The organism is Gemmatimonas sp. (genome assembly GCF_044376735.1).
Classification (GTDB): domain Bacteria; phylum Gemmatimonadota; class Gemmatimonadetes; order Gemmatimonadales; family Gemmatimonadaceae; genus Gemmatimonas.
In genome coordinates this window covers 1-20,983 of sequence record NZ_JBILKJ010000047.1, presented here as the reverse complement: position 1 = coordinate 20,983, position 20,983 = coordinate 1, and the positions used below count along the sequence as shown (strand labels likewise).

At 66.5% G+C, this 20,983-nt stretch carries 15 protein-coding genes; 8 read left to right on the top strand and 7 right to left on the bottom strand.

Features of this window, described 5'->3' with window-relative positions:
- Positions 1 to 68 precede the first annotated feature (68 nt).
- Genes ACIRA7_RS08945 through ACIRA7_RS08935 form a run of 3 tightly spaced genes read left to right on the top strand, consistent with a single transcriptional unit; the run spans position 69 to position 3,082 of the window.
- Positions 69 to 530, top strand: coding sequence for an ankyrin repeat domain-containing protein (locus ACIRA7_RS08945; RefSeq protein ID WP_396220493.1), 462 nt, complete (start codon positions 69 to 71; stop codon positions 528 to 530).
- A 57-nt stretch (positions 531 to 587) separates the two neighbouring features.
- Positions 588 to 2,375: a GMC oxidoreductase gene (locus tag ACIRA7_RS08940; protein ID WP_396220492.1), complete on the top strand. Its 1,788-nt coding sequence runs from the start codon at positions 588 to 590 to the stop codon at positions 2,373 to 2,375.
- Positions 2,375 to 3,082 (top strand): gluconate 2-dehydrogenase subunit 3 family protein, encoded by a 708-nt coding sequence (locus ACIRA7_RS08935; RefSeq protein WP_396220491.1) that lies wholly within the window; start codon positions 2,375 to 2,377, stop codon positions 3,080 to 3,082. The genes ACIRA7_RS08940 and ACIRA7_RS08935 overlap by 1 nt, the downstream gene beginning before the upstream one ends.
- On the opposite strand, the gene ACIRA7_RS08930 is transcribed toward ACIRA7_RS08935, so the two are convergent.
- Positions 3,057 to 4,307 (bottom strand): hypothetical protein, encoded by a 1,251-nt coding sequence (locus ACIRA7_RS08930; RefSeq protein WP_396220490.1) that lies wholly within the window; start codon positions 4,305 to 4,307, stop codon positions 3,057 to 3,059. The two genes, ACIRA7_RS08935 and ACIRA7_RS08930, sit on opposite strands and share 26 nt — an antisense overlap.
- A gap of 178 nt (positions 4,308 to 4,485) precedes the next feature.
- On the opposite strand from ACIRA7_RS08930, the gene ACIRA7_RS08925 reads away from it, so the two are divergent.
- On the top strand, positions 4,486 to 5,280 hold the full coding sequence (locus tag ACIRA7_RS08925; protein WP_396220489.1) for an alpha/beta fold hydrolase: 795 nt from the start codon (positions 4,486 to 4,488) through the stop codon (positions 5,278 to 5,280).
- 55 nt (positions 5,281 to 5,335) lie between these two features.
- Positions 5,336 to 5,785: a hypothetical protein gene (locus tag ACIRA7_RS08920; RefSeq protein WP_396220488.1), complete on the top strand. Its 450-nt coding sequence runs from the start codon at positions 5,336 to 5,338 to the stop codon at positions 5,783 to 5,785.
- Between the two features lie 16 nt (positions 5,786 to 5,801).
- Here the strand turns inward: ACIRA7_RS08920 and ACIRA7_RS08915 are convergent, their stop codons facing one another.
- Genes ACIRA7_RS08915 through ACIRA7_RS08905 form a run of 3 tightly spaced genes read right to left on the bottom strand, consistent with a single transcriptional unit; the run spans position 5,802 to position 9,258 of the window.
- Positions 5,802 to 7,418 (bottom strand): HDOD domain-containing protein, encoded by a 1,617-nt coding sequence (locus ACIRA7_RS08915; RefSeq protein WP_396220487.1) that lies wholly within the window; start codon positions 7,416 to 7,418, stop codon positions 5,802 to 5,804.
- Entirely contained in the window at positions 7,415 to 7,720 is a 306-nt protein-coding gene (locus ACIRA7_RS08910; protein ID WP_396220486.1) for a hypothetical protein, read from the bottom strand. The genes ACIRA7_RS08915 and ACIRA7_RS08910 overlap by 4 nt, the downstream gene beginning before the upstream one ends.
- The gene (locus ACIRA7_RS08905; protein ID WP_396220485.1) at positions 7,717 to 9,258 is read right to left on the bottom strand and encodes an HDOD domain-containing protein; all 1,542 of its coding nucleotides are present in this window, start codon (positions 9,256 to 9,258) and stop codon (positions 7,717 to 7,719) included. The genes ACIRA7_RS08910 and ACIRA7_RS08905 overlap by 4 nt, the downstream gene beginning before the upstream one ends.
- Before the next feature lie 95 nt (positions 9,259 to 9,353).
- Here ACIRA7_RS08905 and ACIRA7_RS08900 point away from each other — a divergent pair, with 95 nt between their 5' ends.
- The 3 genes from ACIRA7_RS08900 (at position 9,354) to ACIRA7_RS08890 (ending at position 15,478) form a co-directional block, all read left to right on the top strand.
- Positions 9,354 to 10,121 carry a YoaK family protein gene (locus ACIRA7_RS08900; RefSeq protein ID WP_396220484.1) on the top strand — a complete coding sequence of 256 codons (768 nt, stop codon included), beginning with the start codon at positions 9,354 to 9,356 and terminating at the stop codon, positions 10,119 to 10,121.
- 300 nt (positions 10,122 to 10,421) lie between these two features.
- Positions 10,422 to 12,404, top strand: a complete 1,983-nt coding sequence (locus ACIRA7_RS08895) for a Xaa-Pro dipeptidyl-peptidase (protein ID WP_396220483.1) — start codon at positions 10,422 to 10,424, stop codon at positions 12,402 to 12,404.
- 35 nt (positions 12,405 to 12,439) lie between these two features.
- Positions 12,440 to 15,478 (top strand): WD40/YVTN/BNR-like repeat-containing protein, encoded by a 3,039-nt coding sequence (locus tag ACIRA7_RS08890; protein WP_396220482.1) that lies wholly within the window; start codon positions 12,440 to 12,442, stop codon positions 15,476 to 15,478.
- Positions 15,479 to 15,813: 335 nt separating this feature from the next.
- Here ACIRA7_RS08890 and ACIRA7_RS08885 read toward each other — a convergent pair whose 3' ends face one another.
- From ACIRA7_RS08885 to ACIRA7_RS08875, 3 genes are all read right to left on the bottom strand, one after another.
- Entirely contained in the window at positions 15,814 to 17,691 is a 1,878-nt protein-coding gene (locus ACIRA7_RS08885; RefSeq protein WP_396220481.1) for a CocE/NonD family hydrolase, read from the bottom strand.
- A gap of 49 nt (positions 17,692 to 17,740) precedes the next feature.
- The gene (locus tag ACIRA7_RS08880; protein ID WP_396220480.1) at positions 17,741 to 18,802 is read right to left on the bottom strand and encodes a DUF1028 domain-containing protein; all 1,062 of its coding nucleotides are present in this window, start codon (positions 18,800 to 18,802) and stop codon (positions 17,741 to 17,743) included.
- A partial coding sequence (locus ACIRA7_RS08875; RefSeq protein ID WP_396220479.1) for a prolyl oligopeptidase family serine peptidase occupies positions 18,802 to 20,983 on the bottom strand: 2,182 nt, incomplete at its 5' end. The genes ACIRA7_RS08875 and ACIRA7_RS08880, both read right to left, overlap by 1 nt.

The following is a 20,983-nucleotide window of genomic DNA, read 5'->3' as shown; positions in this document are numbered from 1 at the left end:
TCGAGCGGGATGAAGGGATCTGCTCCGCCTAAGTTGCCCTTCCGGTCGCCGAGCGCAAATTTGCGGCGATGCGGATTGGGGAACGTTGGACATTCGAGGCGGTGGTGCGGGGCCTGCTGAACGGCGACTGCACGGCGTTGACGCCGGTGTTCGAGACGGTCGGTGGCGACCCGCATTCGAGTGCTATCGTGCAATGGGTGAGCGCCGGCGCGTTGGCGCTGGAGCCGCAGGCGCTGGCCGAAGCGCTCACCACGGCCTGCTGGCTGGGCGAAGTCGAGGTGGCGCGCTACCTGCTCGACCTCGGCGTCGATCCCGAGGCTGGCAATCGCACTGGCATGAACGCGCTGCACTGGGCGGCCAATCGCGGGCAACTGGCGGTGGTGGAGCTGCTGCTGTCGCGCGGCGTCTCGACCGACGTGCTCAATAGCTTCGGCGGGACGGCGCTGGATACGGCGCGCTGGTCGGCAGAGCACGAGCCGAAGCCGGATCACGGGCGGATTATCGCAGCGCTTTCCCTGCCCCGACGATAGCTTGGCAGCAGGTGCATCGGTGCACCGTCTGCGTCCCGCCTGTAGAGGAGTGTTCTCGTGTCCTCCCGTTCCAAAGTTGCGCCGCAATATGACGTGATCGTCGTTGGCTCCGGGGCCGGTGGCGGCATGGCCGCCTACCAGCTGTCGGTGCAGGGGCTCAAGGTGCTGCTGCTCGAGGCGGGACGCGACTACGACCCGGTCACCGAAACGCCGATGTTTCAGACGCCGAAAGACGCGCCCCTGCGCGGCAGCGGTAACGCGGACAAGCCGTTCGGGTTCTACGACGCCACGGTCGACGGCGGCTGGCGGGTGCCGGGCGAGCCGTTCACCACCGCGCCGGGCAGCCAGTTCAGCTGGTGGCGCTCCCGCATGCTGGGCGGACGCACGAATCACTGGGGCCGCATCTCGTTGCGCATGGGCCCGTACGACTTCAAGCCCAAGTCACGCGACGGACTCGGTGCCGACTGGCCGATGACGTATGAAACCATGGCGCCGTACTACGACAAGACGGAGCTGCTGATCGGCGTGTACGGCGGCGAGGATGACTTGGAGAACACGCCGCGCTCGTCGCCCGGTGTGTTGCAGCCACCGCCGGCCGCGCGCTCGTACGAGCTGCTGGCCAAACAGGCGTGCGATCCGCTCCAGATTCCGGTCATTCCGGCGCACCGCGCGGTGCTCACGCAGCGCCAGGACTCGGCACGGCTTCCGGCCAAGCTGCACCCGGGCAATGCGCTGGCGCAGCGGGTGCTGCGGCAGAGCATGAACGAGCGCATGGCCTGCTTCTACGCCACCGATTGCGGCCGCGGCTGCTCGATCAAGGCGAACTTCCAGAGTACCACCGTGCTCATCCCGCCGGCGATGGCCACCGGCAACGTCACGTTGATCACCGACGCGATGGTGCGCGAAGTCAGTATCGACGCGCAGGGCAAGGCCCGCGGTGTGCACTACATCGACAAGCTCACGCGGGTCGATCATCACGTCACGGCCAAGGTCGTGGTGCTGGCGGCGAGCGCGTGCGAAACGTCGCGCATCATGCTCAACTCCAAGAGCACGCTGTTCCCGAACGGCATCGCCAACAGCAGCGGCGTAGTGGGCAAGTATCTCATGGATACCGTGGGCGCCGGCCTGTCGGCGCAGATCCCGCGTCTGGAAGGACTGCCGCCGGTGAATGAAGACGGCACCGCCGGCATTCACATGTACATGCCGTGGTGGAAGTACGGCGACCAGAAGGCCGGCAAGATGTCGTTCGCGCGTGGCTATCACATCGAGTTCGGCGGCGGACGCGGCATGCCGGGCCCCGGTATCTTCGGCGGGCTCGAGAGCTTCACGCAGGGCGCCTACGGGAAGAAGTTCAAGGAAGAAGCGCGTCGCTACTACGGCTCGTTCATGTACTTCGACGGCCGTGGCGAGATGATCCCGAACGAAGACTCGTACTGCGAGATCGATCCGGTGGCGGTCGACCAGTGGGGCATTCCGGTGCTGCGCTTCCACTGGAAGTGGTCGGAGCACGAGATCCAGCAGGCCGCGCACATGCACGCCACGTTCGCCGAAATCATCGGCAAGATGGGCGGCACGGTGCAGGGCACGGTGCAGACCGACGGCAACAAGGCCATCGCGACGGGCGGCTCGATCATTCACGAAGTCGGGACCGTGCGCATGGGCAGCGATCCGAAAACGTCGGTGCTCAACGAGTTCGGGCAGGCGTGGGACGTGAAGAATCTGTTCGTCACCGACGGGGCCACGTTCGTCTCCAACGCCGACAAGAATCCCACCTTGTCCATTCTCGCGCTGGCGTGGCGCAGCTGCGATCACCTCGTAGCAGAACTGAAGCGGGGGAATCTCTGATGAGCGACGAGATGCACGATTCGCGCGACGACGCCAAGCCCGTCACGACCGGTATCGCGCGACGCGACGCGCTGAAGGCGATCGCCGCCGCGGCGATGGTGCCGATGCTCCCCGAGGCCGCGGCGGCCGCACCGGTGACGCCCGCCGCGCGCACCCCGCTGCCGATGCTCGACGAAGTACAGCAAGCCAAGCGCAAAGGCCCGCGTGGCACGCCCAGTGATCCGGTGTTGCAAGTGGCGAAGGCCGACTGGCCGAACAAGCTGCAACTGCGCGAGCTCGCCACGCTCAGTGCGCTGTGCGACATGATCATCCCCGCCGACGCCAAGAGCCCCGCGGCATCGGCGGTGGGCGCGCCGGCCTACATCAACGAGTGGGCCAGCCGGCCCGGCGGCGACGCGTCGCTGGTGCGCGTGCGCGGCGGACTCGCGTGGCTCGATCGCGAATCGACCACGCGCTTCGGCAAGCGCTTCCATCTCGCCACCAACGCGCAGCGCACGGCCATTTGCGACGACATCTGCTATCTGCCGAAGGCCAAGCCCGAGCATCAGTTCGCCGCGCAGTTCTTCGACACGATTCGCGATCAGACCGCGACCGCCTTTTACACCACGCCGCAGGGGTGGAAAGATCTGGGGTACATCGGCAACGTGGCGATGCCCAAGTTCGAAGGACCGAACGCCGAGATCAGGCGGAAGATCGGGGTGGAGTAAGCAGCAGCGTTTCCACCGCCGCGTGGTCGCCGCCACGAGGGCCATGCGTGGCCCCGTGGCGACACCAGCCCAGTGGCATATCCTGATGATGGGCGTCCCGCACCGTGAGCAAGGCACGACCCTGCGGTGTACTGAGCAGCACGCCCACCGTGGCCGCCGAGCCCTGCCACGATGCACAATGCAGCGCCGTGCCGGAGTCGTGGCCCGGCGTGGCGGGATCGAAGCCCAGCTCCAGCATCAACGCCACCGCCGGCGCATCGCCATCCCACGCTGCGTCGGTGATGGCGCGATGATCCTGCGCACGCAGTGATGCGACGAGCCCGGGATGTTCCTGTACCAACGCGCGTGCGGTGTCGGTATCGGTGCGACGGCACGCCAGGCGCAGCTGCTGTAGCGGTGTCGCGAACGCACGCATCGCGGCCAGGGTGTCGTCGTGCCCGAACTGCGCCGCGACGTCCAGCGGTGAGCGGTTGCTGCCAATCGTCCAGAAATACATGTGAAAGCTGCTCGGCGGCATTTCGGCGTAGACGCCGCGACCCGTTTGCTCGTCCAACAGCGCCGTGCGTGCGCGCAGTAATGCCACGGCGCGATCGGTGAGCCCCAGCGCTGCTGCCATGAAGATGTCGGCGTGGGCGCCACGTTCCACGAGATAGCGCGCGAGGTCGTAGCGTCCGGCGTCGCGCGAACGGTCCAGCATCCACTCCGCGGGTGAGGCACGATGGTCCACGTCGCGTGCATCGATGTCGGCGCCGGCGCCGAGCAACAGGTCGACCACGCCACGTGAGCGCGCAAAGTGCAGGGGCGTTTGTCCATCGCCGCCCCGCTCCGATACGCATGCGGGGTTGGCGGCGATCATTGCCTCGAGCAACGCGGCATCATCGAGATGGGCGGCGGCGCAGGCATCGGGAATCGCACCAGCGGCGAGCAGGCGATCCGCCGCCGCACCCGTGGCCACATGCAGCGCGTGGAACGGTCCGGCCCACCATGTACTGCGCGCGTTGGGATCGGCGCCAGCCTCCAGCAGCACGTCGACCATGGGCAGGTTGTTGGCATACGCCACGATCGCGGGCGCGTTGAACGGAAACACTGGTGCGTTGACGAGCCGCTTGAACTCCGCGTGCTGCGAGAACAGCATGCGGGCGGCATCGGCGTCGCCTCGCTGCATCGCGTCGTGAAGCTGCTGGATGGGGGTGCGCCCGTTCTCGGGGGTGGCGGCCGTCGTCATATGGTGCCTCGGTCGTCGCGGACTAAATCCGGGCCACGAAAGGGTCTCAGGGCAGTCGGAATGGGGCGGATACTCGGCCGGCACGATAAAGTAACCGCATCACGGTTAGTCCTCGCATGCCGTGGCCCTCGAACGTGCGACGGTAATCCACGAGGCGCCGCGCGAATATCTTCCGGACATGGATACAGCGGCGGAGCACATCACCATAACGGAGCACCACGTGCCGGTGCCGGGCGGACGCCTGTTCGCCCGCGAATGGACGCCCCGCGACGGCATCGCGGGCGCGTCGCCCGTGGTCCTGCTGCACGACTCACTGGGCTCCGTCGAACTGTGGCGTGATTTCCCCGCGCTCCTCGCGTACGCCGTGCGCCGCCCCGTGATCGCGTACGATCGACTGGGCTTCGGCCAGTCGTCGCCGCGTCACGATCCACCGTCCATGCGCTTCATCGATGAAGAAGCCGAGCTGTACTTCCCGGCGCTCCGGCATGCACTCGGCTTCACCGAGTTCTCGCTGGTCGGCCACAGCGTCGGGGGCGGCATGTCCCTCGTGATTGCCGCCACAATGCCGGACTCTTGTCAGCACGTGGTCTCGGAGTCGGCCCAGTCGTTCCTCGAACCCCATACGCTCGATGGCATCCGGGCGGCCAAGCTTCAATTCGACAACCCGGCCTACTTCGCGCGCCTCACCCGATTTCATGCGGAGAAGGCCCGGTGGGTGCTGGATGCCTGGACGGAGACCTGGATGTCGCCGGCCTTCACCGACTGGAATCTCGACCCGTACCTGAGCCGGGTGCGCTGCCCGACGCTGGTGATCCACGGTGACGCGGACGAGTTCGGATCGGTGGAGTTTCCGCGACGCATCGCCCGCGGTGTGCAGGGCAGGTCGCAGCTCGAGATCATCGACGGCTGCGGCCATGTACCGCATCGCGAACAGCCCGCTCGCATTCTGTCGCTGATCGCCGACTTTCTGTGAGCGTGCGCGCCCGCGACGGCCTTGCCAGCGCTGGCTGTCCCGGGCATCATGCGCCATGTCACTCACGCACGAAGACGTCACTCCCGGGCTCGTGATCCAGCTGGACACGGCCATGTTGCGCGCGCTCGGCGGCGCCCAGACCAATGCCGTGCTGGGGCCCGAAGGCGACCGCTCGGTCGTCGGTACGCAGGACTTTTTGATCGTGGGCGTCGATGCCCAAGCCGGTCGGTGCACCGGCGTCCCGCTGTTCGCGAAAACGGCCGTCGGTAATCAGCCGCTCGAGAACGGTAAGAAGTCAGGGCGCGCCGAGCAGTGGATCGGTACCGACACCTACTTCTCGCGCTGGCAGCATTGGCGCATGCCGATTGCTTCGGTCGTTGCCGCGTCGGCCGACGATCCGGCCACGGCCGCCACCCGTCGTCGTTACGCAGCGACCGATCGCTCGGCCCTCGACGACATCAAGAACTGGGAAGGGCGGAACCGCGCGGCGTATCGGGACGCGTGACACCGGGGGGCAACGGCTACGCGGAGCCGTCGGCGCTCGGGCCACTCTCGGCGGCGCTCTTCCGGTGACGCACAAATGCGGCCACCAGACTGTCGCGTAGATCGCGCAGCAGTTGGCGGCTAGTCTCGGATGCAGCAACCGACTCGATCGTGCTGTCGAAGTACAGACAGCCGATCAGTTTGGAATCGATCACCATCGGCAGCAACGCGAACGCGCTGGGGTCGAGGTCCTTGATCAGTCGATCGCGCTTGTATTCCTTCGCGTGGGCGCCCGTCATCTCGATAAAGAGATCGGTGTGCGTCTGCAGCGCCGCCGCGAGTGGGCCGAACGCCGCCGTGGTCCGCACCAGGAAGTTGCGCGAGAGTTCCGCGTTGCCGCGGCCGATGCCGACCCGTCCGCGGATCATGGTCAGATCCTCGCTGTTGATCCCGAGGACGCCGCGCTCGTAGCCAGCCTCGCAGGCAGCGCGCAGGGTGGAATCGGTGACCGAGCCCACACTGAACGACGCCGGTGGGGCCCCCTGATTCTGCTGATGCGCGATCTCCTGCTGCTGCGCGAGATCCCGCACCACCGTGCGCAGCCGTGCCTCTTGCGCGGTATCCGTCGCGCTGGGCGCCAGCCGGTCAGCTACACTGGGCGTCGCCGCGTTCGCTGCCGGTTCAGGCTGCCTCGCATCACGACCCACCGCCGCCGTCGTCGTCGGGCCGCTGTCGGTGCGCTTGCGCGGTGCGACCTTCCGCGCCTCGACCTGGGCGCGCCGCCACGTGTCCAGATCGACCTGCATGCCGGTCAGCGACGGTTTCGCCTCGCTGAGTGTCGTCGCGACGCACTCCTGCATGGTTGAGGCGTCGACGCCGATCAGCGCGGAGACCCGGTCGCGAAGCTCGCTGGGGATTTCACCGTCGACCTCGCCGCCGTCCAGCGCGCTCACCAACTCGGTACTGCACTGCGTAATCGCGTGCAGGAGCTGCAGCTCCTGCGACACGCCGCGAAAGGTGCTCATCGTGCGCACGACGGCCGCCGGCATGCCCCATCGCGCCGCCAGCGCCATGCCCACTTCCTCGAAGGAAAAGCCGAAATGCTTCGCCTCGGCACCCTCGTCGAAGGGGCCGTCGCTCTTCACCTGTTCGGTCCATTCCCGATAGGGCGACGGTCGATAGCACGCCACCAGCATTTCGCCGAACCGACGGAACATCCCGCACAGATAGGCCAGTTCGGGCTTCTCGAACCCGGCCGCGTCCGCGAGCTGCAAGGCGAGATTGGCCGACAACACCGACTGGACCTGAAGATCACGCAACGCCGGGGCCTTTTTCTCCGTTTCGTCGAACACGCTGGCCGCCGCAGACAGATGCTGCACGCGGTCGAAGCCCAACATCATGATCGCTTGCTTGACCGACCCGACGATGCGATCCGTGCCGCCGCCCGAGGTCGCGTTGGCGATCCGCAAGACCTTGGCCGAGAGCGAGATATCCTGCATGATCGCGCGCTCGAGCGCTTCGACGCGGGCGTCGAGATCGGAGGACACGGCGCCGATCGACCGGACGTTGCGCGCGAACGCCGGCAGGTTCGCGGCCGCGCCGACGGCCTTCACGAACGCCTCGGCCTCCGGCGAGATCGCGACGGCGCCGCTCATACCGACCGGTTGACCGGGTCGATGTCCTCGGTGAGCGAGGCCAGCAACAGTTGGCGCATCGGGAGCGCACCCTGGCGCCGCAGGAACGTGCTGATCGGCGTGTTCGCGGCGAACAGGGCGAGGACCGACGCGACTGACACGTCGGTCCAGACCCTTGGCTCCTGACCGAAGAACCGTGCGAACACGAGCCCGTCGTCCACCCGCAGCTCAAGGGGACCGCCGTGGCCGATGCCGACGCGCAGGACGACGTCGCGTTCCTCGAGTGTCGCCCCTTCTGGCGGTGGGAGCACGTCGATGCTCATCCGTTGCGTCTCCGTGCGATGCCGTCTACTACGAGATCGACGATCGACGTGACGTAGCGCACGGTGGCGCGATCCGGTGCCGGTCCACTACCGCTGCGATCGCAGTACAGGCAGCCGATCACCTTGCCCGACACGACGACCGGGAACACGCCGAACTGCGACACGCCTTGCTGGTTCGCCCAGCGCTGTTCCGTCGTCAGCATGTTCCGGTCGGTGGGGAGATAAATCGGCTGTCGCTGAATGGTCAGGGAAACCACGGGACCGCCTCGCTGCGTGACCGGAAACGAAAATGCCGCCAGCACAGCCTCAATATCAGGGCCCAATCCCGTCCGCGCTACTAGCTGAGTCCGGTCGCCCGTCATGAAGCAGGTGAGCACCCGATCGAAGGGGCCGCCGCGCAGAATGACTTCCATGGCCTGTGTCAGCATGGTGCCGATCGTGGCACCGGAGGCGGGATCGGCGGCGTCCACGAGTTCACTGCGCAGGCGCTCGCGCAGAGTAACATCCGGCTCGGCCAGCATCGTCGGCGTGTCGCCGTCGTCGGGAATCACGAAGTTCGGACCAAAGGCACGGCGCGCGGCCGCCGAGAGGTCGAGAAGGGACTGCGCGCTCTGCCCGCCGTCCGCGCTCTGCAGCATCTCGCGGGTTTCAATGAGCGCATCGCTGGCGACGCGGCTGACCTCGTCCCGGGTCAGCCGGAGACGCCCCTGATACGACGCCAGCAGCGCATCGAGCGCTGGTCCCACCCGGCTGTTGCTGTCCGTCTGATACAGCGTGGAGGTGAGCGCATGGCTGAAGGCGATGATCGCCCCGAACGGCGATGGGTCGGTCGATCGAATCCCGTCCGCCACGGTCTCCGGTAGTCCCCACTGCTTCGCGACTTCGAGGCCGAAGTCGTCAGAAGCGAAACCGAAGACCATCCGCATCGCCGAGGCCTCGCTGCGCCCGTCATCCTGAACCAGCGAGCGGACGCGCTGGTAGTCGTCGTGGTAGTAGCAGGCCATGAGCACTTCGCCGAGGTTGCGGAACATGCCCGCGAGATGCGCTGCTTCGGGGGCGTCATGTCCCTGCAGCAGCGCCATGCCCCGCGCATGGTTGGCGGTCAGGAGCGAGAGCACCATCAGCTCCTTCAGTTCCGGTGAACGGCGCTGGAAGTGATCGAAGAACAACAAACCGCTGGCCAGCTGCCGAACCTGCCGCAACCCGATCACCATCATCGCGTGCGTCGCACTCTCGGTGGGGCGGCCCCCGCGTCGATAGTGTGCGCTGTTGGCGGTCCGTACCAAACTCAACGCGAGACCGTACTCGCGGAGGACGACGTTGGCCAGCCGCTGGGTGGACACCGTGTCGTCGTCGCTGCCGGTGATCGTTTCGATCAGCTGATGCGACAACGCCGGCAGGTCGCCGCCCTGCATGACGCGGGTCAGGCGGGTCCGGATGGCAAAGTTGTCATCGCCGCCAACGTCCTCACCGTGGGGCCCGTCCCGGTGGTAATCGGCGTCACTGACGCGGTCGGAGGCATGCAATAGAGGGCTCATCTTGGTGAATATCGGCCCGTCCCACCGAATCATGAGGAACAGGCCGACGGCAATGCCCTTCCCACGGCCGGGACCGGACCGGCTATGCTTCGGCCATGCCGTTCGACTATGCGAGGCGCCTGACCGGTTCGGTTCGCACCAGGCGCGAGGATACGCACCTTGGCGTCGGATTGGCCTTTGTGGCGGGGGCGACGAATGCGGGCGCGTTCCTCGCGGTCTCGCAGTACACGTCGCATATGACGGGGATCGTCTCGTCGATGGCGGACTCGTTGGTGCTGGGACAGTCCGACGTGTTCCTGACCGCGTTCGGGGCGCTCGGCGCGTTCACCCTCGGGGCGGCCGTCACGGCGGTGCTGGTGAGTTACGCCCGCCGCCGCGGGCTGACTAGCGCCTTCGCGTTGCCGCTGTTGCTGGAGGCGGCGCTGCTGTTGGTGTTCGGGGTACTGGGCGCCCGCCTGCAGCTGGTTCACAGCCTCTTCGCCCCGGCCACGGTGAGTCTGCTCTGCTTCATGATGGGGCTGCAGAATGCGGTGATTACCAAGATCTCGAAATCGGAGATCCGGACGACCCACGTTACGGGCATTGTGACCGATCTCGGCATCGAGCTCGGTAAGTCGCTGTATGTGAATCGGCACGCGATTGCCGGCGAGCCGCGCATCATGGCCGACCGCCAGCGGGTACGCCTGCTGACGATGTTGTTGGGCGCGTTCTTCGCCGGCGGAGTCATCGGCGCCGTCGGCTTTCGCGCCATCGGTTACAGTGCCACCATTCCGCTGGCGGTGGTGCTGCTCGGTCTCGCCGCCGTCCCCGCCGTCGACGACGTGCGCAGCGCGCTATGGGAGGAGCGCCGCAGCGACGGCTGAACCGCGGATCGAGCCACCAACGGAATTGGGACTCCGCCGGTGCGACGATCTCGCCGCGCGCCCCGTCCCGATCCGCGACCATTCGCGGCGATCCGCGGTCCAGCCGTTTCGTAGCAGGCTCCGGCCCGACAGGCTCACCACGGATGCACGCGAATGACCGCGGATCGGGCCACCAACAGATCGGCCCGCAATCAGCCGCTACTCCCCCTCAGCCCGTTCGGCCCTCACATTGAGCAATGGCGCGCTTTGCCGCCCGCTTCCCCCGAAGGTCTGCGTCGCCTCCATTTCAGCCATCGCGTTATGAGCCGTCGTTTCGTCCTCGCCAGCCTGGGCGCGCCCGCGGCCATGGCCGCCGTCTTCTCTGCCCGCACAGCCCTCGCCCAGCCAGCGGCCAGCTCGTCGCCGGCCGCCACCGCCACCGCCGCCGCTCCCGTGTTCGCGAACGGCATGGCCCAGGTGGTGCCGGCGTGGCGGGATTCCACCGCGTGGATTCGACACGACCTCTGGGTCGAAACCGATTTCGACAGCGATCGTGACGGCCGCAAGGACCGCGTTCATGTCGACGTCACCCGCCCCGCGACCACCGAGGGCGGTGGCCTGAAAGTGCCGGTGCTCTACGGCGCGAGCCCGTACTTTGCCGGCACCTCGCGTGACGATTCCAACTGGAACGTGGAGCAGGAGCTCGGCGACCAGCCGCCCACGCGCCGAGCGCTGGCGGCGCCGGTGCACCAGCCCAATCGTCGACGCATTTCGAACGCGCTGGTGAACGAGTGGGTGCCGCGCGGCTTTGCGGTGGTCCATTCGGAAGCCCCGGGAACCGGCTTGTCACAGGGCTGTGCCACGGTCGGTGACTACCCCGAGCGTGCTCCGATGAAGTTCGTGATCGACTGGCTGAATGGCCGCGCAAAGGGATACACCACCCCCACGGGGCGGGAGGAGGTCCGCGCCACCGGATGGTCCACCGGCAAGGTCGGCATGATCGGGACCTCGTACGAAGGCACGCTGCCGCTGGCCGCCGCGACGACCGGCGTAAAGGGGCTGGAGGTGGTCGTGCCGGTGTCACCGAACACGTCGTACTACCTGTACTACCGCTCGAATGGCCTCGTGCGTTCACCCGGCGGCTACCTGGGTGAAGACGTAGACGTGCTGTATGACTTCGTGGCCAGCGGCGACCCGGCCACGCGCGCCCGCTGCGACGTGATCTGGAAATCCAATGTGTTCGCCGGCCCGAAAGGACAGGACCGCGCCACCGGCGACTTCAACGACTTCTGGAAGAAGCGCGACTTGTTGCCGCACGTGAAGAACATCAAGGCGGCGGTATTGTTGGCGCACGGCTTGAACGACTACAACGTGACGCCGGCGCATAGCGTGCGCATCTACGACGAGATGAAGGCGCGGGGACTGCCCGTCGGCTTGTATCTGCATCAGGGCGGACATGGCGGGAATCCGCCGGCCGACATGCTCAACCGCTGGTTCAGCCACTACTTGTACGGCGTGGATAACGGCGTGCCGGGCGACCAGTCGGCGTACATCGTGCAGGACGCCGGCGCGCAGGCCCCGACGGCGACCGCGGCGGCCGCAACTCCGGGCACCTCCGCGCCAAACCCGCGTGGGCGGGCCACCGCGTTGCCCACGCCGTTCGCCACCTTCCCCGTGCCGGGGAGCGTGCCCGTCACGCTGCATCCCACCGCCGGTGGGCGCGGCATTGCCTCGCTGGCGTTCGCGCCGGTCGCTGCCGGATCGGAGTCGCTCACCGACGACGTGGCCTTCAGCGGCAGTGCGCTCGCGAGTATGCCGACGTCGGCCCATCGCCTGTTGTACGCCACGCCGGTGTTCACCGACACGGTCCACATCTCGGGCACGCCGCGCGTGACGTTGCGCATGGCCGCCAGTGTGAAGGCGGCCAACCTCAGCGTGTGGCTCGTGATGCTCCCCTACGACTCGGCGCGCGCTGGTTCGCAGAGTTACAAGGGGAACGTGTCACATGGTTGGGCCGACCTGCAGAACGCGAAGGCGCTCAAGCAGGGCGGCAACTATGCGTCCAAGAACCGCGGTACGGCGCTCAAGGCCGGCGAGTATCGCGAGGTCACCTTCGATCTCGAACCCACCGATGAATTCATTCCCGCCGGCAAACAGCTTGCGGTGATGATCATGTCGAGTGACCGCGAATTCACGTTGTGGCCGAAGGCCGGGGCCGAGCTCACGCTCGATCTCGCCAAGTCGTCGTTCCGCCTTCCCGTGGTCGGCGGTGTGAACGCGCTCCAGAAAGCGGGTATGCGATGAGCCCCCGAATCCCTCTCCACTCTTCCGTCACCGTCATGCGTTCTCTGTTTCGTCTCGCCGCACCGACACTCCTCCTTGCCGGCGTCGCCAGCGCGCAAACTCCTGACGCCGCCACACTGAGCGGCCTGCGGTGGCGCTCGATCGGCCCCGTGAACATGGCCGGACGCATCACCGACGTTGAAGCGCATCCGAGCGCGCCGAAAACGTTCTACGTGGCCGGGGCGACCGGCGGCATCTGGAAGACGGTGAACGCCGGCACCTCGTTCGTGCCGCTCTGGGAAAAGGGACCGATCGCCTCGATGGGCGATCTCGCGATCGCACCGAGCAATCCGAACATCATCTGGGCCGGCACGGGCGAAGAAGACTCGCGGAATTCGGTCGCGCCGGGATACGGCATCTACAAGTCGGTCGATGGCGGCGTGACGTGGCAGAGCATGGGCCTCGAGAAGACGCAGCACATCGGTCGCATTCTCGTGCATCCCACCAACCCCGACATCGTGTACGTCGCGGCGCTGGGCGCGCTCTGGGCCACCAACCCCGAGCGTGGGCTGTACAAGACGGTCGACGGTGGCAAGACGTGGACGCTGAGCAAATTCATCAGCGACAAGGCCGGCTTCGTCGATCTCGCGATGGATCCGCGTGATCCGAACGTGCTCTACGCGACCAGCTGGGAGCGCATCCGCAAGGCGCACTTCCTCAAGAGTGGCGGCCCAGGGTCGGCGCTCTGGAAGTCCACCGACGGGGGCACCACGTGGAAGGAAATCACCGGCGGTGGGTTCCCGACCACGACCAAGGGGCGCATCAATCTCGCGATCGCGCCGAGCAATCCGGACATGGTGTATGCCATGGTCGAAGCCGACAGCGTGCGCGGTGCCAAGCCGCAGCGCCTGCTCAGCGGCTTGTATCGCTCGGCCAACGGCGGCGCGACGTGGACGTGGATGAGCACCATCAACAACCGTCCGTTCTACTTCTCGCAGATCCGCGTCGACCCGAAGAACGCCGATCGCGTGTATCGCATGGCCGTCGACTTTGCCTTCTCCAACGACGGTGGGGCATCGTGGCGCGCGGGCATGGTCGGGATTCACGAAGACTACCACGCCATGTGGATCGACCCGAACGACCCCGAGCATTTCATCGTCGGCGGTGACGCGGGCATCTTCCAGACGTGGGACAAGGGTGGCACGTACGACGCCGTGAACAACATGGCGATGGGTCAGTTCTATGGGATCAGCTACGACTTTCAGGTGCCGTACCGCGTGTGCGGCGGCTTGCAGGACAACGGCACGTCGTGCGGCCTGAGTCGCCGCGCCAATGCGCCGCTGCAGATGACCGACTGGTTCGCGATCTTTGCCGCCGACGGCTTGCAGACGGCGCAGGATCCGTTCAACCCCGATCTCGTGTACTACGAGTCGCAGGGTGGCAATGTCGCTCGGCGCAATGTGGCCACGGGGGACGTGACGAGCGTGAAGGCTCGTACGGTCACGCGCACGCAGTTCGGACAGCAGATCGCGCGTATCCGCGGCACTGGCACCACGACGCTCACGCCGGAGCAGACGAAGAGCATCGCCGATATCCGCGTGCAGATGAAGAAGGAGCTTGCCGATCCCAACGTGGCGACGCGATGGAACTGGAATACGCCGTTCCTCCTATCGCGCCATGATGCGAACGTGCTGTATACGGGCGCCGAAAAGCTGTTCAAGTCGGTGAAGAAGGGCGAAGACCCCTACGCCATTTCGCCCGATCTGTCGTCGCGCGATGAGTCACGCATTCGCATCACCACCGGCTTCGATATCGACGGCAATCCGGCGGTCGATGCCACCGGCGGCATTACCCGCGACGCGACCGGCGCCGAGGAGAACGCCACGATCGTGACCATCGCCGAGTCGCCGTTCAAGGCCGGTGTGTTGTATGTGGGCACGAACGACGGGAAGGTGTGGCTCACGAAGAACGATGGTGGTTCGTGGGAAGATCTGAGCGCGCGCTTTGCTGGCGTGCCGCCCTTTACGCACGTGAGCAAGATCGACGCGAGTCCGTCGGATTCCGCCACGGTGTATGTGTCGTTCGACAACCATCGCGACAACGACTTCGCGCCGTATGTGTACGTGTCGAACGATTTCGGGAAGACGTTCCGCTCGATTGCGGCCGGCCTCGCGGTCGGTCGCCCGAACACGGTGTATGTGGTGCGCGAAGATCCGTTCAACGCGTCGCTGCTGTATGCGGGCACGGAGCTCGGCGTGTACGCCTCGCTCGACAAGGGGGCGACCTGGTTCACGCTCGACACCAATCTCCCCACGGTGCCGGTGTACGACCTGCAGGTGCATCCGCGCGACCGTGAGCTCATTGCCGGTACGCACGGGCGTGGCGTGCAGATTCTCGACGTCTCGCCGTTGCAGCAATTCACACCGGCGGCGCTGTCGGCGTCGGCGGTGCTCTTCAAGCCCACCGTGGCGCTGCAATATGGCGAGCGTCCGGTGGGTTCAGAGCCGCGGGCCCAGCGCATGTGGCGCGGTGACCGCGTGCCGGCCGGGGCGGCCATCACGTACCGACTCGCCGCGCCGGTCACCGGCGGCGCACCGCGCATCACGGTCCTCAACGCGGCCGGTGATACGGTCGCGCGGTTGCTCGGTACGAACACGGCCGGGTTGAATACGGTCACCTGGAATCTGCAGGCCAGCGGCTCGCAGATGCAGGGACCGAACGCCGGCGGTCGTGGTGGATTCGGCGGAGGATTCGGCAGCGCGCCGCAGTCGACCGGGAGCATCAGCGATCCTGGCTTCCCGGCGGGCTTCAATGCCCGTCCGGCGGAAGCGCGTGGCGCGGCCGACAGCACGGGCACGCCGGAGAATCAGGCCAAAGCCCTCATCGCCGCGCAGAATCGGTCCCCGGCCGCCGGTGGTCCTGGCGGCTTCGGCGGCGGTGGCGGCTTCGGTGGCGGTCGTACGTCGTTCGTGGAAACGGGCGACTACCGCATCGTGCTCGAACTCCCGGGCCAGCCCAACGCGTCGTCGCAGTCCCTGCGCGTGGTGCGCGTATCGCCAGAAGAACGCGCCGTGCTGGTGCCGGCGCGCCGGTAGCGCTTATCCGTGTTGGTTCCGTGTCCTCGGCGTCATCCGTGTTCCGGCCGTATCGACCTCGCCACATCACCGGCGGTGGTGTCACGCAGAGATCGAGAACAGCCGGAATACGGATACCGCGGATCACACGAAAACAACACGGATTTTCTCCGGGTGTGCGACGAGAATCGTCGACGCTCCAACCGTTCTGCTTATCCGTGTTGGTTCCGTGTGATCCGTGGTATCCGTGTTCTGGCGGTTTCGATCCTGCCATGGTACCGCCGCTAGTGGTGCGGACCGATCGAAAACAGCCGGAACACGGATCACACGAAAACAACACGGATCAACCGTGCGGCTTACGGCTGAATTCCCGTGACCACCGGCAGCACGATCTTCGAGGCCTTCGCCTTGCTGCGATAAATGCGCTGTGTTGCGGCACGGAAGTCGCTCGGCTTGGCTTCGAAGATGTTCGGCACGAACGTCTGTGGATTCCGATCGATCAGCGGGAACCAGCTGCTCTGCACCTGAACCATCACGCGGTGCCCCTTCTTGAAGGTGTACGCCTGCGTGTGCAAGTCGATCGTGATCGCCTCGGCCACATTCGGGGTGAGCGGCACCGGCACTGCGGGGTCCTTGCGGAAGCGTGCCCGATACACGTCGTTGGCCACCATGAATTGGTAGCCGTTCATGCGGAGCTCTTTCATCCCCGTGTCGGGGTACACGTCGATGAGCTTCACCACGTAGTCGGCATCGGAGCCACTGGTGGCCACATGCAACGTCACCGCGAGATCGCCGGCGATGGTGAGGTCCTCCGTGAGCGTGGGGAGCTCCCAGCTCAGTACGTCGGGGCGGTTGTGCACGAAGCGCTGGTCCTCGGTGAGCCACGTGCTCCACGTGGAGCCGGGGCCGTAGGTCATTTGCACCGGCCGTTGGCGATACGGCACCGGCTTGGCCGGGTCGGACACGTACGCATCGTAGGCCGGCGCGGTCGCGGTAGGTGGCTCCCACGCCAGCGCACCACCTTCGCGCATGTACAGGCTGCGCGCCGACACCGCGGTCTTGGGCGGCCACGTGTCGTAGCGCTTCCACACATTACTGCCGGCTTCGAACACCAACGCTTCCGGCAACGTCCATCCAGCTACCTCGCGCTGCTCTGGATGCAGGTGACGCGCGAAAAACGGTGCCATGATCGAGTCGCGGAAAAAGCGCGCCGTCGGTTGCCCGAACTGAATCGGGCCCAATGCGGCGCCTTCACCGCGCATCCAGCCGCCGTGATTCCACGGCCCCACGACGAGGAAATTCTTCCCCTCGCGATCGTGCTTCTCCAGTTCGCGATAGATCGTGACTGGTCCGTAGAAGTCCTCCTGATCCCACCACCCCGCCACATGCAACGCGGGCACGGTGACCTTGTCGAGGTAGCCCGCCATCGCCTGACGCTTCCAGAAGGCATCGAAGTTCGGGTGTTGCGCGAAGTCGTTCCACGTGGGAATCGATCCCTTCAACAGGCGCTCGTTCACCGTTTTGAGCGAACCAAGTCGCAAGTACCACTCGTAGGTATCGAAGGCGTCCATGTCGAACGGCTTCACATCCTTGCCGCTCTCCATCATCGTGGCGTACTCGAAGCCGTAGCTCAGACGGAACGCCCCGTTGTGGTGGAAGTCATCGCCCTTCCACATGTCGGCCGGTGACGCCTGCGGCGACGCAGCCTTGAGCGCCGGGTGCGGATCGAGCATCGCCATCGCCGCCGTCCAGCCGTCATACGACACGCCGGTCATGCCCACTCGGCCGTTGTTGTTGGGGACGTGCGTGAGCAGCCAGTCGATGCTGTCGTAGGCGTCGGTGCTCTCGTCAATCGCCTTCGGGTCCGCGCGGTTGGCGCGCGGTGGCCGCTGCATGACGAACTGCCCCTCCGACTTGAACTTGCCGCGGATATCCTGGAAGACGTACACGTAGCCGTCGCGGGCGATGTCGCGGGCCATGAACCCCCAGTTCGCGGCTACGCGGGCCGGCGTGTTGCCGTCTACTCCGTACGGCGTGCGCACGAACAGGATGGGGAGGGGGCGTGCTGGATTCGTCGGGGCGAGGATGCGCGTGTAGAGCCGCGTGCCATCCCGCATGGGAATCATCGACTCGGTGAGCGCATAGCCCGTCGCGGTGGGCGCGGGCGTGGACGACTGGGCGGCGAGTACACGCCCAGCGAGCAGCAGCACGGGGAGGAATCGGGAGTGTCGCATACGATAACATGCAGCGCAGAACGCCTGGCCGGGGGGCGCGCGATCCCTCCTACCGCCGAATCATCGTTCCATCCAGCAAGTGCTGACGTACCGCCGTCGCTTTGCCGGCGCGCTCGAGCGCGGCCCACAGGCGTGACACCGTCTCGTCGTCCACCAACCCGGCCGGCGACCCGCCCACGGCCGGCGTGCCCATCTTCTCGCTCGTGCGGAAGGCATCCACGGCCGCCACGGTCTCGGCCGTGTACAGATTGGCCTCGGGGCCGCGCGACGGCACCGTGTCGCCGCGCTTGTAGAAGCCAAGCGCGTTGAGCATCACCTTGAGCTGATACACGTCGCCGCCCGAGAACTGCTCGAGCGTGCGATAGCCCAGCGTCTGCGACACGGCATCGTAGATCCGCCGGAGTTCGCCCACCGGATCGGCATTCTCACAAACGTTAATGTTCGCCGTCTGGCCATCGCTGCGACGCGACATGCCCGGTCGAGCGTCGGCCACCACCACCGCCGCCGACGTGCGCAGTCCATGGCGCTTGTCACCGCCCAGCACGAAGCCCGCGTTGAGGGCGGTGATGAGTCGGTCGGCCAGATGATACGGCGTGCCCTCGCTCGCTTCGAAGCTCTTCGCCACTGCCTCGATCACCTCGGGGCCCACCAGAATATTCCCCTGTGTCACGTAGTTCTTGCCGGCGCGATGCCCAGCCCACGCATTCGGGCCGGTTCCGGTGTGCTGCGCCGAACGACCGTCAACGGAGATGACGGCGACCTGCCGCGACTGGAATCCGCTGTCGGCGGCCAGCGCGCGCTCGAGCGCCGCGTCGGGGGCCTCGCCGCGGGCGAGTGCGTCGAGCAGTTCGGTGCCGTACTCCGTGCGCGTACTGGCCTGCGTGGCCACCGCGCCCACCCCTTTGCGCACCCACGGCACGCCATTGCCCACGCAGGGCACGCGAGTGGTCACCGCCACGCCTACTTCACCGGTGCGCGGATCGATGGCGGCGATCGAGAAGGTGTGGAACACGAGGGAGTCGCGCCACGCGTACGGTTCCTGCGCGTGCACCACTCGCGGCGCTGCCGTTGAAGCGAGCGCAAGCACGGCGGCAATCATCAGAATTCGCATCAGCGTGGACCCGGGCCGAGGTGACGATCGAAGTGCGCGATGAGTTTGCGCAGTAGGTACGTGGCATAATACGGACGCTGCGTCCAGCCGTGCGTGGCCGCCGGCGCGAACGCGAAGTCGAAATCCTTGCCGCGCTTCATGAACTCCTCCGCCAGCGCCACCGCCGACGAGAAGGGCACTACGTCATCCTGCATGCCGTGAATGAGGAGCAGGTGATCGCGCAGGTTGCCGGCGTACGGCAAGACACCGCGCGCGAAGGTGGCCGGATGAGTTTGCGGACGCCGCACGATCGCGACGTCGTCGCTGCCGAACAGGTACGGATCGGTCGCCGCCGCACCGGCCACGCCCGCCTGGAACAGTCCCGGCTTCTTGAGCAACGAATACACGGTGAGCGTGCCGCCGTAACTGCTTCCCCAGATACCGAAGCGCGATCCGTCCACGAACGGCAGCGTCTTCATGTACGTCACGGCGCTCTCGAGATCCTCCAGATCGCCGCCCCCCCAGTCCATCAGGAATTTCTCGCGGAACTCGCGCCCGTAGCCCGTGCTGCCGCGCACGTCCACCTGCACCACGATGTAGCCCTTCTCGAGCGCGAGATACTGCTGCAGCATGCCGTTCAATCCACCCCACCGATTGCGCACCGTATTCGAATACACGGGGCCGAAGAGCACCGGGTAGTGCTTCGTGGAGTCGATGTTCGGCGGAAAGAACACGCGAATGCGCAGCGGCAGCGTGTCGCTTCCATTCTTGATGCTCAGATACTGCGGCGCGATCCACGGCACGCTCGCAAACTCCGGCGTGGTAGAGGTGGTGATGCGTCGTTCCACGGCGCCGGGGCGCACATCGAGCAGGTACAGCTCGGTGGGCTGCCGATCACTCGACGACAACAGGGCGATCGTACGGCCATCGGGCGAGACAAATGGCGCGTGCGTACCCGGCAGCGTGGTGAGCTGCCGCGCCGCACCACCGCCGACCGCCACACGAAAGACATGGCGTTCCGACGGGCGCGGGGCCGAACTCACGTAGTCGATGCTCTGCGTGGCCACACGGGGAATACCGGCGCCGCTCACATCATGCGGGCCGGCGGTCAGGGCGACCGGCACCGTATCGCCGGGTACCACGCGATACAGGCGATACCGATCGTCGAGATCGCCGGTGAGCACGATGCTTCGCCCATCGGCACTCCAGGCCGAGGCGATGTCGTTGTACACGCGGGTCTCCCGATGGTCGCGCCACGCCAGTCGGGGCGTGCGCGCCGAGGTCGTGAGCACGTGAATCGTGCGGTCGATTGCATCATCGCTTTCGCGGTCGATCATCAAGGTGCCCGTTGCCGACCACGCAAAATTCACGATGCGGGTGCTGCTCGAGTCAGGCAGCTCCACCATGTTCAGCGTGCGCGTGCTCAGCTCGTACAGACCGATCTTACGCACTTCATTGGCCTGCCCGGGTGCGCCACGGCGCAGCGTGTTCATCTGCACGGTGTCGCCGAGATAGTACGGCATGCTGAACCGCGGCACGCTGCGCCGGTCCACGTAGTGCACGGCGATCGTGCGTGAATCGGGGGCCCACGCGTAGGCCGGCGACGGTCCGCTCCACGTGGCCCCGCCGATTTCTACTTCGCGTCCGTAGTACGTGCCAAGGGCGATCGTGCCGAGCGGCGCGACGGCCACCGTCGTGGCGCGTCGCGGTGCACCACCGGCCAACGGGAGCAACCAGAGATCCCCGTCCCGGAGGAACGAGACCGTCGCACCGTCGGGGGAGATCGCGAGTTCGCTCACCTCGCCGCGACCGCTCGGCAGTGGCGTCGGCACGCCAGTGGCAATCACCACACGCCACAGCGAGTCGCCCTGCGTGAACACGATCGCGGAGCCGTCGGGCGTCCACACGAATTCGCCAACGCGCCCGGTGCGAGTGGCCGGCAGCAGGCGGCGCGGTCCAATACCCGCGCGGTCCACCAGCCAGAGCGACCGATCGGGGTGCGCCGGATCACTCCAGAGGAAGGCCACCGCCTTCGAGTCGGGCGACCAACTGGGGGACGTCGGCGCAAGGCCGGCGAGCGGTGGCCCGCCGGTGATGCGCTCGAGGGTAAGCGGAGTACGGGCGGTCGTTCCCTGCGCTGCGAGCAGGCTGGGGGCGACCGCCGCAACGGCCACGAGGAAGGTTCGGACCATGAGGTGCATG